This is a genomic window from Mesorhizobium sp. WSM4307, assembly GCF_007003945.1.
Lineage (GTDB): Bacteria > Pseudomonadota > Alphaproteobacteria > Rhizobiales > Rhizobiaceae > Mesorhizobium.
Genome location: NZ_VFTB01000003.1, coordinates 73,266 through 88,483, shown reverse-complemented (window position 1 = coordinate 88,483; position 15,218 = coordinate 73,266). Strand labels below are relative to the sequence as shown.

The 15,218-nt window shown below is 65.6% G+C and carries 15 protein-coding genes; 7 read left to right on the top strand and 8 right to left on the bottom strand.

The features are described from left to right. The first annotated feature begins 62 nt into the window (after nt 1-62). Nucleotides 63-1,043: a S8 family serine peptidase gene (locus tag FJV83_RS07410; RefSeq protein ID WP_142884412.1), complete on the top strand. Its 981-nt coding sequence runs from the start codon at nt 63-65 to the stop codon at nt 1,041-1,043. Nucleotides 1,044-1,122: 79 nt separating this feature from the next. Here FJV83_RS07410 and FJV83_RS07405 read toward each other — a convergent pair whose 3' ends face one another. Genes FJV83_RS07405 through FJV83_RS07395 form a run of 3 tightly spaced genes read right to left on the bottom strand, consistent with a single transcriptional unit; the run spans nt 1,123 to nt 3,643 of the window. Further along, nucleotides 1,123-2,385, bottom strand: a complete 1,263-nt coding sequence (locus FJV83_RS07405) for a CCA tRNA nucleotidyltransferase (protein ID WP_142884413.1) — start codon at nt 2,383-2,385, stop codon at nt 1,123-1,125. Next, nucleotides 2,382-3,014: a CoA pyrophosphatase gene (locus FJV83_RS07400; protein ID WP_142884609.1), complete on the bottom strand. Its 633-nt coding sequence runs from the start codon at nt 3,012-3,014 to the stop codon at nt 2,382-2,384. The genes FJV83_RS07405 and FJV83_RS07400 overlap by 4 nt, the downstream gene beginning before the upstream one ends. Next, nucleotides 3,014-3,643: a DUF1285 domain-containing protein gene (locus FJV83_RS07395; RefSeq protein WP_142884610.1), complete on the bottom strand. Its 630-nt coding sequence runs from the start codon at nt 3,641-3,643 to the stop codon at nt 3,014-3,016. Before FJV83_RS07395 ends, FJV83_RS07400 begins: the two co-directional genes overlap by 1 nt. 141 nt (nt 3,644-3,784) lie before the next feature. On the opposite strand from FJV83_RS07395, the gene FJV83_RS07390 reads away from it, so the two are divergent. Genes FJV83_RS07390 through FJV83_RS07375 form a run of 4 tightly spaced genes read left to right on the top strand, consistent with a single transcriptional unit; the run spans nt 3,785 to nt 10,625 of the window. Beyond that, nucleotides 3,785-4,789: a MoxR family ATPase gene (locus FJV83_RS07390; protein WP_095773508.1), complete on the top strand. Its 1,005-nt coding sequence runs from the start codon at nt 3,785-3,787 to the stop codon at nt 4,787-4,789. Next, nucleotides 4,789-5,727 carry a DUF58 domain-containing protein gene (locus FJV83_RS07385; protein ID WP_095773507.1) on the top strand — a complete coding sequence of 313 codons (939 nt, stop codon included), beginning with the start codon at nt 4,789-4,791 and terminating at the stop codon, nt 5,725-5,727. Before FJV83_RS07390 ends, FJV83_RS07385 begins: the two co-directional genes overlap by 1 nt. Then, nucleotides 5,724-8,543, top strand: coding sequence for a DUF4159 domain-containing protein (locus FJV83_RS07380; protein ID WP_095792775.1), 2,820 nt, complete (start codon nt 5,724-5,726; stop codon nt 8,541-8,543). The genes FJV83_RS07385 and FJV83_RS07380 overlap by 4 nt, the downstream gene beginning before the upstream one ends. Before the next feature lie 3 nt (nt 8,544-8,546). Beyond that, on the top strand, nt 8,547-10,625 hold the full coding sequence (locus FJV83_RS07375) for a hypothetical protein (protein ID WP_095790110.1): 2,079 nt from the start codon (nt 8,547-8,549) through the stop codon (nt 10,623-10,625). A gap of 218 nt (nt 10,626-10,843) precedes the next feature. Here FJV83_RS07375 and clpS read toward each other — a convergent pair whose 3' ends face one another. From clpS to FJV83_RS07355, 4 genes are all read right to left on the bottom strand, one after another. Next, nucleotides 10,844-11,149: an ATP-dependent Clp protease adapter ClpS gene (gene clpS, locus FJV83_RS07370; protein ID WP_010911143.1), complete on the bottom strand. Its 306-nt coding sequence runs from the start codon at nt 11,147-11,149 to the stop codon at nt 10,844-10,846. 139 nt (nt 11,150-11,288) lie between these two features. Then, nucleotides 11,289-11,603 (bottom strand): hypothetical protein, encoded by a 315-nt coding sequence (locus FJV83_RS07365; RefSeq protein ID WP_142884414.1) that lies wholly within the window; start codon nt 11,601-11,603, stop codon nt 11,289-11,291. 160 nt (nt 11,604-11,763) lie between these two features. Beyond that, nucleotides 11,764-12,069, bottom strand: a complete 306-nt coding sequence (locus FJV83_RS07360; protein ID WP_142884415.1) for a hypothetical protein — start codon at nt 12,067-12,069, stop codon at nt 11,764-11,766. Between the two features lie 37 nt (nt 12,070-12,106). Beyond that, entirely contained in the window at nt 12,107-12,406 is a 300-nt protein-coding gene (locus tag FJV83_RS07355) for a hypothetical protein (protein WP_095773502.1), read from the bottom strand. Between the two features lie 344 nt (nt 12,407-12,750). Here FJV83_RS07355 and FJV83_RS07350 point away from each other — a divergent pair, with 344 nt between their 5' ends. Both FJV83_RS07350 and FJV83_RS07345 read left to right on the top strand, forming a co-directional pair. Continuing rightward, entirely contained in the window at nt 12,751-13,467 is a 717-nt protein-coding gene (locus FJV83_RS07350; protein WP_142884416.1) for a response regulator transcription factor, read from the top strand. Next, the gene (locus FJV83_RS07345) at nt 13,464-14,873 is read left to right on the top strand and encodes an ATP-binding protein (RefSeq protein ID WP_142884417.1); all 1,410 of its coding nucleotides are present in this window, start codon (nt 13,464-13,466) and stop codon (nt 14,871-14,873) included. Before FJV83_RS07350 ends, FJV83_RS07345 begins: the two co-directional genes overlap by 4 nt. Before the next feature lie 38 nt (nt 14,874-14,911). On the opposite strand, the gene FJV83_RS07340 is transcribed toward FJV83_RS07345, so the two are convergent. After that, nucleotides 14,912-15,202 (bottom strand): hypothetical protein, encoded by a 291-nt coding sequence (locus tag FJV83_RS07340; protein ID WP_095804196.1) that lies wholly within the window; start codon nt 15,200-15,202, stop codon nt 14,912-14,914. Nucleotides 15,203-15,218: the final 16 nt, after the last annotated feature.

The window sequence follows — 15,218 nt, the reverse complement described above, 5'->3', positions numbered from 1 at the left end:
AATCATCTCGCCCCGAAACTCGCGATCATCCGTCTTGGTTCTTGTTTGAACGGAGTAACAGCATGTCAGGGAGTTGCTTCAAATTCGGCATCGCCACGGCTCTCGCCATCCTGTCGGCGCCGATGGCATCGGCACAGGAGGCCGTCAATGCGGACGAGATGGCCGCGCTGTGCCACGGCGGCGGCCTGTCCACATGCGTGAGTGCAACGATCCCGGTCGCGGGCACGCAAGCAGTGCAGCGGTGGATGAGCCCCGAAATTGGCGCGGCTTGGGCCGCCGGATACAGGGGCAAGGGCGTCACGATAACGATCGTCGACGATTTCTCCAGTACATCGCGGTTCTCCGGCAATTTCGGTGTTGGGGTTCAAACCCAGCGCCACGGTGAATGGACGCGTGAGGAAGCCGGCATGATCGCGCCCTTGGCGACCATCAGGTCGAAGGACTTCTCAACCGGTTCGGCCGTCGGCCTTGCGCCCGGCCTGAACGTGCTCAATCTGAGCTACGGCATGTACGCCAGGGCGGGCTACAGCTCGAACCAGATCGGCTGGGCCCCGGAGGAAGCCTCCATCATCTCCTACGCCACCAGGGGGACGGCTGTCGTTTCGAAGGCCGCGGGCAACGATTCGGTCGCCGTGGGCGGGGTCACGAACGGCCAGCAGGACTATCTCGACCTTGCCCTGATCGGAAAACCATCCGCGATCTTCGTCGGCGCGCTGTCCACCAACGGCACGACGTCCAGCAAGGCCCAGCTTGCCTGGTATTCGAATACCGCCGGCTCCAATGCGCTGGTGCAAAGCCACTTCCTCGTGGTTGGTGTCGATGGAAGCAAGACAGGCCTTTATGGCACCTCCTTCGCCGCGCCGATCATTTCAGGATATGCGGCGATCATCGGCAGCAAGTTCACCACGGCCACGGCGACCCAGATCACCAACGATCTGCTCAACACGGCTCGTACCGACACGCTGGTCAACTACAGGGCCTCGGTCTACGGCAAGGGCGAGGCAAGCCTTTCGCGCGCCCTGGCTCCCACGGCGATCAGGTAGGAGAGCGACCTTTCGCCCGGTCAAATCGTCGCCTCGGCTATGCCTTTTGATCGGCACGGTCGTCCGGGCAAGCTCCAGTCTAAGTTTCAAGCGCCTTCGCGGCGCGGTCCAGCAGCGTGCCGCGATCGGCGGCAAATCCCGCCTCGATCCATTCCGTTTCGAGGTTCTTGAGGATTTCGCCCAGCTTCGGCCCTGGCGTGGCGCCGAGCGCCGTCAGATCGGCGCCTTTCAGCGGAAACACCGGTTTTTCCCATTTGAGCGCGAAGGCCAGCAGGCGCGAAAAGCCGCCGGCTTCGAGCAGCGCGTCATTGTCCTCGACGGCGCGCACCCGGGCTCCGGCAAGCGATAGCCGCAGGCGGTCGACAACCCCTTGCCGGTCGCCGCGATAGAGCCTTTTCGCCAGTTCGCCCTCGGTCGTCTTCGGCTCGACCGCCGTCGAGAGCGCCCAGTAGCGCAAACGGTCCAATTCCGCGGTCGAAAACCTCAGCCGCTCGGCCAGCGTCTTCATGCGCGCGGCATCCGGCGGCACGATCGCCTCCAGCCGCAGCATCGGATCGGCCGCCCAACCCAGATCCTTCTCGGCCTTGGTCAGCCCGTGGATGGCGTCGATGCCCCATTTCTCGCTTTCCGGCAGCGCGGCGGTCAAGACGCCGGCCTGCCGCATCCACAGCAGCGCCCGCGACGGATCAGGCGCCGAAAGCAGTTTCTTCAACTCGGACCAGACGCGCTCCGCCGAGAGTTGGGCCAGGCCCTCCTTCAGCCGGGCGCAGGCCTTCAGCCCCTCGGCATCCGGCCGGCCTTCGCCATACCAGGCGAAGAAGCGGAAGAAGCGCAGGATGCGCAGATAATCCTCACGAATCCGCGCTTCCGCATCACCAATGAAGCGCAGCCGCCGCGCCTCGATATCGGCGATGCCGCCGACCAGGTCGACGATGGAACCATCCGCGTCGGCGTAGAGGGCGTTGATCGTGAAGTCGCGCCGCTCGGCATCGAGTTTCCAATCGCGCCCGAACGACACTTTGGCGCGGCGGCCGTCGGTCTCGACATCGGCGCGCAAAGTGGTGATTTCATAGGGCTTGCCGCCGGCGACCACCGTGATGGTGCCGTGCTCGATGCCGGTCGGCACCGGCTTGAAACCCTCCGTCTCGGCGCGGCGGATGATTTCCTGCGGCAAACAGGTGGTGGCGATGTCGACATCGGCGACCGGCTGGCCCATCAGCGTGTTGCGCACGGCGCCGCCGGCGACACGCGCCTCTTCGCCGCCTTCAGCCAGGGCGGCAAGCAGGCGCTGCAAATGCTTGTCGGCGAGCCAGTCGGCCCTGCCCGCGATCGAAACACTCACGCATAGAGCCTTTCATAGAGCGTGCGGATGATGCCGGCGGTGACGCCCCAGATACGCTGGTCGCCATAGGGCATGTCGTAGAAGAACCATTCGAGATCGTTCCACATGCGGCTGTCACGCTTGTGATTCACCGGGTCCATCAGGAAGCGCAGCGGCACTTCGAAGGCTGCATCGACTTCGTCGGCATTCAAGGCCAGCTGGAAGCCGGCCCGCACGATGCCCAGTACGGGAGCGATGCGGTAGCCGCTGCCGGCGACATAGTCGGGCATGCGGCCGATGATCTCGATGCGGTCCTGGTCAAGGCCGATCTCCTCGAAGGTTTCGCGCAGCGCCGCCGCCTCCGGGCTGGCATCGGTCGCATCGATGGTGCCGCCGGGAAAGGCCACCTGCCCCGAATGGTTGCGCAGCTTTTCGGCCCGTTTGGTCAGCAAAACCGTCGCCTCGTCTTCGTGATCGACCACCGGGATCAGCACCGCTGCATTGCGCAGCACCTTGCCCTGGTAGAGGCGCGGATGACCCGGATTGAAGCGATGGTCGCCATAGTCGTCGCCGGCATGCGCCTCTGGCTGCGCGGCGAAGCGCGCGCGAAAATCCGCCGACGAAAACGGCATCAGTGACAGGCGATCCATCATGCGCTCAGCCGCTTCAACTGGTCCGCCGGCATGATCGGAAACACCGCGCCCTTCGAGCGCACGGCAAACATCGCCTTGCCGCCGATCTCGATCTCCTCGCCATGTCCGACCAGCTCGTACATGACGGGCCGCCCCACCAGCGCTTCCAGCCTGCCGCGCACCAGCACATAGGGCTTCAGGCCCCCGGTCTCGTTCTCGTCGACGAAACGCAGCGGCCGTTCCGGTCCAGCCTCGACCACGTCGCCGACATTGGTGCGGAAGGTGATGATCTGTTCGTCGCCACTGCCCGAAACATCCATTTCGACGGCGACGAACGGCGCATCGGCGACGCGGATGCCGACCTTTTCCACAGGCGTCACCAGATAGGTCCTGCCATCCGCGTCCTTGCGCAGCACGGAGGAGAAGAGCTGCACCAGCGGCATGCGACCGATCGGCGTGCCGAGATAGAACCAGGTGCCGTCGGCCTTGATCTCCATGTCGAGATCGCCGCAAAAGTCGGGATTCCAGCGCTCCACGGGCGCCGCGCCCTTGCCGGCGCGCGCCGCGCGCGAGATCAGCGCCTCCAGGCCGCGCGCCTCGGTTGCCTGCGTAAGGCTTTGTTGGCGATGTTCGTCGTGTTCCGTCATCGTCACGAAATAGTCACTGTTGTTCCGCTTGTCAGCCTAAGTCTGTGATTTAAGTTCGGCCATAGGCGCCACGCGAGGCCGAATCGCGGCAACCTATGATATGGTGCGGGCCGGTATTTCCAAGCGAAGGGATCGAGCCGAATGAGCGTGATGGTCAAGGAAAGCCCGATCAGCGAAACGGACATGATCGCCGAGGCCGAAAAGGCACTGGCAGACATTTCCAGGATCCGCGACGGGGTCGGCCGGGTGATCTTCGGCCAGGAGAATGTCGTCGAACGCACGCTCGTGGCGCTGCTGGCCGGTGGCCATGCGCTGCTGGTCGGTGTTCCCGGCCTTGCCAAGACCAAGCTGGTCGAAACGCTGGGAATCGTGCTCGGCCTCGATTCGCGCCGCATCCAGTTCACGCCCGACCTGATGCCGTCCGACATCCTCGGCTCCGAGGTGATGGAACAGGACGAGACCGGCAAGCGCTCCTTCCGCTTCATCTCCGGCCCGATCTTCGCCCAGTTGCTGATGGCCGACGAGATCAACCGCGCCTCGCCGCGTACCCAGTCGGCGCTGCTGCAGGCCATGCAGGAATACCATGTCACCATCGCCGGCGCCCGCTATGACCTGCCCGCACCGTTCCATGTGCTGGCGACCCAGAACCCGCTGGAGCAGGAAGGCACCTATCCGCTGCCGGAAGCCCAGCTTGACCGCTTCCTGATGCAGGTCGACATCCTCTATCCCGAAATCGAGGCCGAGCGCCGCATCCTCCTGGAAACCACCGGCATCGAGGATGCCAAGGCGCAGAATGTGCTGCAGCCGGCTCGATTGAAGGAAATCCAGACGCTGATCCGCCGCATGCCGGTGCCCGAAAGCGTCGTCGAGGCGATCCTCACTCTGGTGCGCTCGGCCCGTCCAGGCCAGGGCAATGCCGATACCGACAAGCATGTCGCCTGGGGCCCCGGCCCGCGCGCCAGCCAGGCGCTGATGCTGTGCACGAGGGCGCGGGCGCTCTATGACGGGCGCCTGGCGCCCTCGGTCGACGATGTGCGGGCGCTGGCCGAGCCGGTGTTGCAGCACCGCATGGCGCTGACTTTCGCCGCCCGCGCAGAAGGCACCAGCGTGCGCGACGTGGTGGCGAAGCTTGTGAAAGGGATTTGATGGCGCGCATCGGCGAGGTCCAGGCCCCGGCAGCAACGCGCGACGCGCTCGCCCGTGGCCGGTTGCGGGCTTCGCTGGTGCCCGACCTGCTGGTCGAGGCGCGCCGCATCGTCAACACCGTGATCGCCGGCTGGCATGGCCGCCGCAAGCGCGGCATCGGTGAGAATTTCTGGCAGTTCCGGCCCTATGTCGAGGGCGATTCCTCGCGTATCGACTGGCGTCGCTCGGCCCGCGACGACCACACCTATGTGCGCGACCGCGAATGGGAAGCGGCCCATACGGTGTGGCTGTGGGCCGACCCTTCGCCGTCCATGCTCTACAAATCGACCGGCGCCAGCGTCTCCAAGCAGTCGCGCGCGCTGGTGCTGGCGCTGGCCATGGCCGAACTGTTGTCGCGCAGCGGCGAACGCATCGCCTGGCCGGGCCTGACCGATCCATTCACCGCCCGCAACGGCGCCGAGCGCATCGCCGCCCAGCTGATGCATGCCGGCGACTTGCCGGCCAAGCCTGACCTCACCGACATCAGGCGCTTCTGCGACATCGTCATCGCCAGCGATTTCCTCGACCCGGTCGAGGAGACGATGGAATGGCTCGACGTGCTCGCCCGCCACGGCGTGCGCGCCCATCTGATCGAGGTTGCCGACCCGGCCGAGGAAACCTTCCCCTATGCCGGCCGCACCGAATTCACCGATCCCGAGACCGGCGAAAAGCTGACCGCCGGACGCGCCGAGATGCTCGGCGACGAATACCGCCTGCTCTACACCGCCCGCCGCCAGGAGCTGGCCGGCTGGTGCAAGCGGCTCGGCTGGAGCTTTACCGTCAACCACACCGATCGGCTGGCGTCCGACGCGCTGGTGCGCCTGCACATGGCGATGACAGCCGATGGCGGCTATGCCGGTAGCGGTCGTACCGGTCAGCCTGGAAAGGCGGTCGCATGAGCTGGCTGCCGCTCTCCTTTGGCGCGCCCATGGTGCTGTGGGGTCTGCTGGCGCTCCCGGTGATCTGGTGGCTGCTCAGGCTGACGCCGCCCAAGCCGCAGGCCGAGATTTTCCCGCCGCTGAAGATCCTGGCACGCGTCTTGAAGCGCGAGGAAACGCCGCATCAAAGCCCTTGGTGGCTGACGCTGCTCAGGCTGCTGATGGCGGGCCTCATCGTCGCGGCCCTGGCCGAACCGGTCTTCAACCCGCGCGAAAAGCTGCCGGCCGAGGGCGCGGCCCTTGCTCTGGTCATCGACAATGACTGGGCGAGTGCCGCCGACTGGAACAAGCGCGTCGCCACCGCCGAGCGGCTAATCAAGGATGCCGGCTCGAACGGCGTGCCGGTCATCATCGCGTTTACCGCCGAAAAGGCCAATGCGGAGATCGGCCCCTTCGATGCCGCCGCCGCGCTCGACCGGCTGCGCGCCGCCAAGCCGCGGCCGATCCCGACCGATCGGCCCGCCGTCTATGCCCGCGTCGCCGGCGTGCTGGAGACCTTGCCCGGCGCCAGCGTCGCCGTGCTGGCCGACGGCCTCGCGGCCAAGGGCGACGAGGCCGCCTTCAACACGCTGTTGTCGAAGAATGCGGCACGCGTGGTTTGGGCAACGGCCGATCGGCTTTCGCTGACAGGCCTCACCGCCGCCGACAACCAGGTCGACGGTTTTGCGCTCACCGCCATCCGCGCGCCGGGTGACCCGGCACCGGCGCAGGTCACCGCCGGCGCCTTCGACGACAAGGGCCGCCGCATCGCCGATGCGACGCTGACCTTCGCGCCCGGCGAAGCCACCGCCACCGGCACCATGGCGGTGCCGTTCGAGCTGCGCAACGACTTCGCTTCGATCGCCCTCGACGGCGAGCGCCAGGCGGGTGCGGTGCGCGTGCTCGACGAAAGCTCCAAGCGCCGCCGCGTCGGGCTGTTATCGCAGGCCGAGGCCGACCAGGCGCAGCCGCTTCTGTCACCGCTCTATTACATCAGGCGCGCGCTGCAGCCCTTCGCCGATCTGGTCGAACCCTCCAGCGCCGATCTCGCCGACGCCATCCCGCAGATCCTCGACCAGAAGCCGGCGATGATCATCATGGCCGATATCGGCACCATTCCGGCGCAGGTCCGGCAGCGATTGGTCGACTGGGTCGACAATGGCGGGACGCTGGTGCGTTTCGCCGGCTCGCGGCTGGCCGCCGCAGGCAATGACGACGATCTGCTGCCGGTCCGCCTGCGCACCGGCGAGCGTTCGCTGGGCGGCGCACTGTCCTGGACCTCGCCGCAGCCGGTCACCGAATTTCCCAAGGCCGGTCCTTTCGCCGATCTTGCGCCGCCTACGGAAGTCACCGTGAGCAGGCAGGTGCTGGCCGAACCGACACCCGATATCGTCGAGCGCACCTGGGCCGCTCTTGCCGACGGCACGCCGCTGGTCACCGGGCTGAAGAGAGGCAAGGGCACGCTGGTGCTGTTCCACGTTACGCCCGAGGCGACATGGTCGAACCTGCCGATCTCGGGCAGCTTCGTCGAGATGCTGCGTCGCATCGTGCAGCTGTCGCGCAACCAGGGCGCGGCGATCGCCAATGCCGAAGCCGCCGCCACATCGCTGGCACCCTACCGCATGATCGCGGCCGACGGCTCGCTGGTGCCGCCGACGCCGGATGCACGGCCGCTGGTGCCGAGCGCCGGCGCGCGGGTGACCTTGGAGAACCCGCCCGGCCTCTACGGCTCGGAAACCGGCGTCTTCGCCCACAATTTGCTCGATGCCGCAAGCACCTTCGTGCCGCTGGCGCGCCCGCAACTCACGGTTCCGGTCACATCAATCCAGTACGCCTTCGATGAATCCCGCAATCTGAAAGGTTCGCTGGTCACCGCCGCCCTGTTGCTGATGCTGCTCGACACGCTGGCGGTGTTCTGGATGGGCGGGCTGTTCTCGCGCCGGCGGCGCCGTGCCGGCGCTGTGGCCACCACCGCTGCGATCCTGATCGCACTTGGCGCATTGTTCGGCCATGCCGATTTCGCCCGCGCCGACGACGCCAAGCCGGGCGACGAGGCGGCCATCACGGCGATTTCGAAAACCCGCATCGCCTATGTGCTGACCGGCGTGCCGGGCGACGATTCGATCAGCCGTGCCGGGCTCGAGGGCCTGACCCGCTTCCTGATCGAGAAGACCGCGCTGGAACCCGGCGCACCGGCCGGCGTCGACATTGCGAAGGACGAACTGTCCTTCTATCCGCTGATCTACTGGCCGATCGATCCGGCCGCCCCCATGCCGAGCCAGGCCGCGATCGCCCGTATCGACGCTTATATGCAACAGGGCGGCACGGTGCTGTTCGACACGCGCGACCAGTTCGCCAACGGCATCGGCGCCGATTCGACCAGCCCGGCGACAGAGCGGCTGCGCGACATCCTCGGCAACCTCAACGTGCCGCCGCTGGAGCCGGTGCCGTCGGACCACGTGCTGACCAAGTCCTTCTTCATCCTGCCGGAGTTCCCTGGTCGCTTCGCCGGCAGCCCGCTCTGGGTCGAGGCATCGCTCGACGCCAGCAACGCCGACAACCGGCCGGTGCGCACCGGCGATGGTGTCTCGCCGATCATGATCACCGCCAATGATTTCGCCGGCGCCTGGGCCGTCGACGAGAACGGCGACCCGCTGCTGCCGACGGTGCCGGCCGACCCGATGCAGCGCATCTATGCGCTGCGCGCCGGCGTCAACATCATGATGTATATGCTGACCGGCAACTACAAATCCGACCAGGTGCATGTCCCCATTCTGCTTGAACGGCTGGGGCAGTAACCAATGAACTGGTCGATCTCCTTCGAACCGCTGATCTCCTGGCCATTGCTGGCCCTCGTGCTGGTACCGCTGGCGCTGCTGGCGCTTGTCGGCCTGTGGTTTCGCCAGCGCGGCGGTGTCCTGCGCTTCATCGCCCTGCTGGCGCTGGCCGCCGCCCTGTTCAACCCGGTGTTCCTCAACGAGGAGCGCGAGCCCCTGAAAAGCGTCGTCGCGCTGATTGTCGACCGCAGCCAGAGCCAGGACATCGGCGACCGCACCAGGCAGACCGATGAAGCGCTCGCCGGACTGCAGCAGCGTCTAGGCCGCTTCAAGCAGTTCGACGTCCGCGTCGTCGAGGCCGGCAAGTCCGATGCCGCCGAGGAGCGTACCGAAACACGGCTGTTCGGCGCGCTGGAAGGCGCCTTGCGCGACGTGCCGCCGTCGCGCATCGGCGGCGCCATCATGATCACCGATGGCGAGGTGCACGACGCGCCCCCGGGCGCGCCCGACTTCAACGCCCCGCTGCACGCCTTGATCACCGGCAACGACCACGAAAAGGATCGCCGCATCCGCTTCGAGAACGCGCCGCGTTTCGGCATCGTCGGCAAGCCGCTCGACATGACCTACCGCGTCATCTCGACGGAAAACGAAGCCGGCCCGGTCGATGTGCGCGTCTCGGTCAATGGCGAGCAGGTCGCGGTCGAGCATGCCACCGTCGGCCAGGCCATGCCGCTGCAGGTGACCATCCCCGGCGCCGGGCGCAACATCATCGAACTCGCCATCGACCGCGAACCCGGCGAACTCACCGACACCAACAACCGCGCCATCGCGCTGGTCGACGGCATCCGCGAGAATTTGCGCGTGCTGCTCGTTTCGGGCGAACCGCATGCGGGCGAGCGCACCTGGCGCAATCTGTTGAAATCGGACGCCTCGGTCGATCTCGTCCATTTCACCATTCTGCGGCCGCCCGAGAAGCAGGACGGCACGCCGATCAACGAATTGTCGCTGATCGCCTTCCCGACGCGCGAACTGTTCGTCGAGAAGATCAAGGATTTCGACCTCATCATCTTCGACCGCTACCAGCACCGCGACGTGCTGCCGATCCTCTATTACGACTACATCTCCGAATATGTCGAAAAGGGCGGCGCGCTGCTGATCGCCGCCGGCCCCGAATATGCCGGCGAGTCTTCGATCGCACGCACGCCGCTGATGTCGGCTTTGCCCGCCATGCCGACCGGCGAAGTGCTCGAAAAGGCCTTCTATCCGCGCCTCACCGACCTCGGCCAGCGTCATCCGGTGACGCGCGGCCTCGACGGTTCGGCCACCGAGCCGCCGCACTGGAGCCGCTGGTTCCGCACCATTGGCGTGCAGAACCCGCAAGGCGAGGTGGTGATGAAGGGCGCCGACAACCGGCCCCTGCTGCTGCTCGATCGCAAGGGCGAAGGCCGTGTCGGCATGCTTTTGTCCGACCAGGGCTGGCTGTGGGCGCGCGGCTTCGAGGGCGGCGGTCCGCACGTCCAGCTCTATAGGCGCATCGCCCACTGGCTGATGAAGGAACCCGAGCTCGAGGAAGAGCGGCTGACCGCCGAGGGACGCGGCATGGTGCTGGAGATCCGCCGCCAGACCATGGCCGACGATCCAGGCTCCGCGCAGATCATCACGCCCTCGGGCAAGACGGTGACCGTCAAGCTCGATAAATCCGAGCCCGGCGTCTTCCTCGGCAGCGTCCAGACCAACGAGATCGGCCTCTTCCAGGTCGCCAATGGCGATCTCACCGCGCTCGCCCATGTCGGGCCGGTCAATGCGCCGGAATTCGCCGATGTCATCTCCACCGAAAACCGGCTGAAGGCACCGGCGGAAGCCACCGGCGGCAGCGTGCGCCGGCTGGCGTCATCGACGGCCCTCGGCAGCGACGTGACCCTGCCGTCCATCGTGCCGGTTCGCTCGGCCGGCGATGCCTCCGGCAGCGACTGGATCGGCCTGCGCACCACCGACGACAGCGTCTTGAAGGCCGTCTCGCGCGTGCCGCTGTTCGGCGGCTTCCTCGGCCTCGGCCTGCTGCTCCTGGCGATGGGATCGATGTGGTATCGCGAGGGACGGTAAGCTTCCCTTCTCCGCGCTTCACGGGTGCACCAAGGGCGGATGAGGGGCGGCGCTGGCCTCTGAAGCATTGATGCTAATCAGGCGTTGGCGCCAAAGCTGTCCGCGCTTTATGTCAAACGGCACCTGCCGGGGCCCCGTTGCCTGCGGCAACTCCCCAGCGTTCGTGACCTTTCATCGTGCCACTGGCACGATGAATTCGCCTGTGGCGAACCGATCACTCACTCCTCCGGCTCGGTCGTGAACAGCAGCGGGTAGCCCTTGGCCTTGCCGGCGTCGGTGGCTCGCGTCGCCTTGGTCTCGGCGACATCCTTGGTGAAGACCGCGACCACGCAGACGCCGCGCCGGTGCGCGGTGATCATGATGCGGTGCGCCTGATCCTCGCTGAGCTTGAACTCGCCCTTCAGCACCGTCACCACGAATTCGCGCGGCGTGAAATCGTCATTGATGAGGATGACCTTGTAGAGCTTCGGCCGCTCGGTCTGCGGCTTGACCTTGGTTCGCGGTTTTGTGGTGATTTCTGGCATCGGAACCGACAGTTTCGCGATCGGGCTTTACCCGGTATTTTGCCACGGGCGGCAGCGATCGTCCATTTTGAGTGGCATGCGGGCGGCCGGCGGGCCGGCCCGGTCATTTGCAATCATGTGGGAAATTGTCGGGCGCCGTTCAACGGCCCTGGCGGCCGAAGATACGGCGGTTCGCGCCGGCATCCGCCCGGCGCTCCATCCAGGCCGCGATCGGCCATCCGACGACGCAGACCAGCGTCACGGCAAGCAGCACGATCAGCAGCCACGCCTGGACAGGCGTAATGTAGTCCCAGTTGCTGGAAATTATCGGCGCGAACAGCGAGGGCTCGGTGCGGCCACTGGCAGGATCGGGCACGGGGCTGGCGGTGAGCAGAATCAGCCCCCTGGCGACACCGGTGGCAACCAGGCCGCCGATCACCATCGAACGCAAAATGGACGAAAGCCGCTTCTTCATGCGGATTGTCCTACACGACCGGCGTTGCAAACGGGTTAAGCACGATCGAAATGCTCGGCTGGAAGCCGCCGGTGTTCAGCTCATCGACCATGCATTCGGCGCAAGGCCGCCCCAGCCGGTTGCGGCGGGGCGGCCTTGCTAGAACTGACCTCGAAACTGATCAGGGCTTCTTCGGTGCAGCCTTCGGGGCCGCCATGGCGGGGGCTGCCTTCGCGGCGGCCGCCTTGGCAGGGGCCTTCTTGACCGGGCACTTGTGCTTCTTGGTCACCTTGCAGGCGCCCTTCTTGGCAACCTTCTTCGGAGCAGCCTTGGCCGGTGCGGTGGTCGTCGCGGCAGCGGCCGGAGCTGTGGTCGTGGTCGCGGCAGCCGGGGCAGCGGTCGTGGTGGCGGCAGCGTTGCCAAGAGCCGGCATCGAGAAGGCAAGAGCAACGGAGAGACCGAGGGCCGACAGGAGGGACTTTTTCATGGCTTCATTTCCTTTTTATGCGGGTCGATTTTGAGCGTCACTGGACTGGGTCGTTCGGTGTCACTCCAAGCAGCTTCAAAGCGTTGGCGAGCATCCGGATGCCCTGTGCCTGTTTCTTGGCAGCACAATACCGGTTGCCCTTTCTCTGAAGTGCCTTTGCCGCGGTGACCTGCGTTGCCGTGGCATGGGTTTCGAGGGCTTCATCAAATTGGTGGCTGAGATTGGCGCACCGTTCGCTCCGGGTGAGCGGCGCCTTTGCGTCCGATTGTCCAGCAGCGGCGGTGACCAGGCCAAGGCCCAGCAACGCACCCAACAAACTGATCGACAAGCTTGGCATTGGTTTTTCCGTGAGCCCGGAGATTTTGCGTCGCAGCCGGTAATCTGACCGCCACGGCACCGTTATGCCGCCCTACCTTTTCAGGAGTTTTTCCCAATTGTAGAATTTTGTTTCTGGATTGTGTCTGTCCCGCCCGCCTCATGCGTATCGTCCAAATCGGTCCCGGTTTTGGGAACCGCACGCATGGAAACAGAGAGCTTCAACACGGCCATCGCTTTCCATGTGGAGAAGGCTGAATTCGTTCTCCCTTGAAAAGCAAGGCACTGGCCAACATATGGCCCGAATTCTATCGTGTGGCTCACCTGCCAGGAATGACTTGGCCGGCAATCGAGACAGGGCACCTCGTGAAATCCGACGCACACATATTGATCGTCGACGACGACAAGGGCATCCGCGACCTGCTTCAGGAATTCTTCCAGAAGCGGGGCCTGCACACTTCAGTTGCCGCCGACGGTACCGAGATGGAGGCCATCCTGCGCCGCGCGCAGGTGGACCTCATCGTGCTCGACGTGATGTTGCCCGGCAAGAGCGGGCTGGAACTGTGCCGCGACCTGCGCGCCCAGTATACGACACCGATCATCATGCTGACCGCCGTCACCGAGACCACCGACCGCGTCGTCGGCCTGGAGATGGGTGCCGACGACTATGTGCCCAAGCCCTTCGATCCGCGCGAACTCCTGGCGCGTATCCGTGCCGTGCTGCGGCGCAATGGTACTTCCGAACCGAAACGCGCCACCACCAAGCAGATCTACCGTTTCGCCGGCTGGACGATGGACTGTTCGCGGCGCCGGCTGACCGCGCCCGACGATGTCAGGGTCGAGCTGACCATGGCCGAATTCAACCTGCTGCAGACCTTCGTCAAGAGCGCCCAGCGCGTGCTGACCCGCGACCAGCTCATCGAGCTCTCCGGCGGCGACAGCGACTATTCCTTCGACCGCAGCATCGACATCCTGGTCAGCCGGCTGCGGCGCAAGATGGAAGATGACCCGAAAACGCCGAAACTGATCCTGACAGTGCGCAGCGGCGGCTACCAGTTCCTGCCCGAGACGACCTCCGAATGAGACGTTTCCTGCCGCAGACGTTGCCTGTCTGGGTGCTGCTGATCGTCATTGCCGGCCTTCTGATCAGCCAGGTCGCGACCCTCTATATCGTGTCGCGCGACCGCGCCGCCGCCAATGACGTGGTCGACCTCTACCGGCTCAACGACCGAGCCTTCTCCTTGGTGCAGCTGATGAGCGGCGCCACGCCCGAGGAGCGCAAGGCAACCGCGGCGGGCCTGTTCAACTCGACTTACGCCCTTACCGTCTCGGACACGCCCGCCGTCACCTCCTCGATCGCCGGCGACGACGAACTAGCCGAACTCGAGGACATTCTCGTCGGCCGGCTGTCGAAGTTCGGCATCACCGATGCGCGCGTGCGGCGCGATCCGGCAACGCGTGAGGCCGACGACGCCAGCGGCACTGCATCCGGCCCCGAAATCGGCCAGGTCGAGCGCGACCTTCTGGTGCTCGCCGCCGATTTCGCCCAGAGCGACAAGCTGACGGCCTCCTTGCGCTTCGCCGACGGCCAGTGGCTGAACTTCACCGAGCCGATCACGCCCGTCGGCCCGATCCTGAGCTTCGACAGCCTGCCGCTCTATTCGCTGATCGCCGGCCTGGTGGTGATCATGTCGATCTGGTCGCTGCGCCGGCTGACCGCGCCCTACCGGATGATGGAAACCGCCGTGAACCGGATCGGCAAGGACCTGAAAAGCCCGCCGATCGCCGAGTCGGGCAGCCGAGAGGTGCGGGCCGCCGCCAGGGCGATCAACGCCATGCAGAAGAGGCTGCGCGAATATGTCGAGGACCGCGAACATCTCGCCGCGGCACTCGCGCATGATTTGCGCACGCCGATGACACGCATGCGGCTGCGGCTCGAACTGTTGCGCAAATCGGCGGTTCGCGAGGCGCTGGCGCATGATCTCGCCGATGTCGAGAGCATCGCCAGTTCAGTGATCGACTTCGCCACTTTCGAGGTGAACGAGGAAAAGGCCGAGCGCATCGACTTCTGGTCGCTCGTGGAATCGATCGCCGACCCCTATCCGGAAGTCTCGTTCGACAATGACGACACCCGTTCTCGCGGCCTGATCTGCATCGCGCGGCCGGTGGCACTCAAACGCTGCGTCACCAATCTGGTGCAGAACGCCGTCACTTACGGCAAGAAGGCGCATCTCAGCCTGCACCGCTCGGACGGCACGATCACGCTCACCATCCGCGACGAAGGGCCTGGCATACCGCAGGCACAGATCGATGCCGTCTTCGGCTCCTTCGTGCGCCTCGAACAGTCCCGCAACCGCCAGACCGGCGGCCTTGGGCTGGGCCTCACCATCGCCCGCAACATCGCGCGCGCCGCCGGCGGCGAGATCCGCCTGTCCAACCATCCGGACGGCGGGCTGCTGACCGAGCTGCGCCTGCCGCTGGCGGCCTGACGCAGGTCGCCTCGGATGTGTTCCCGTTTTGCCGTTTTTCAACGGATGACGGCGACCTTCCATGCCAGCAGGGCAACTATCGCTGCGCCGCTGAAGAGGGTCGCCCAACCATGCCGCCCGAATGCATGCAGGACAAGGACTGCCAATGCGGCAATGATGGCTGCGAGCGTCCCTTCGATATAAAAGAGCTGATTTGCACTCAGTTGCGTGCCGCTCGCACCGCCGATCCTGAAAAACTCCAGGATCGATCGCATCGCAATCACGAGCAGTACCCCGAGCGCAGTTTGCGCGGTCCGCGGTTTAGACAGCCAACCCAAAATCCGCTCCAAAGCGCCTTTTCCTGAT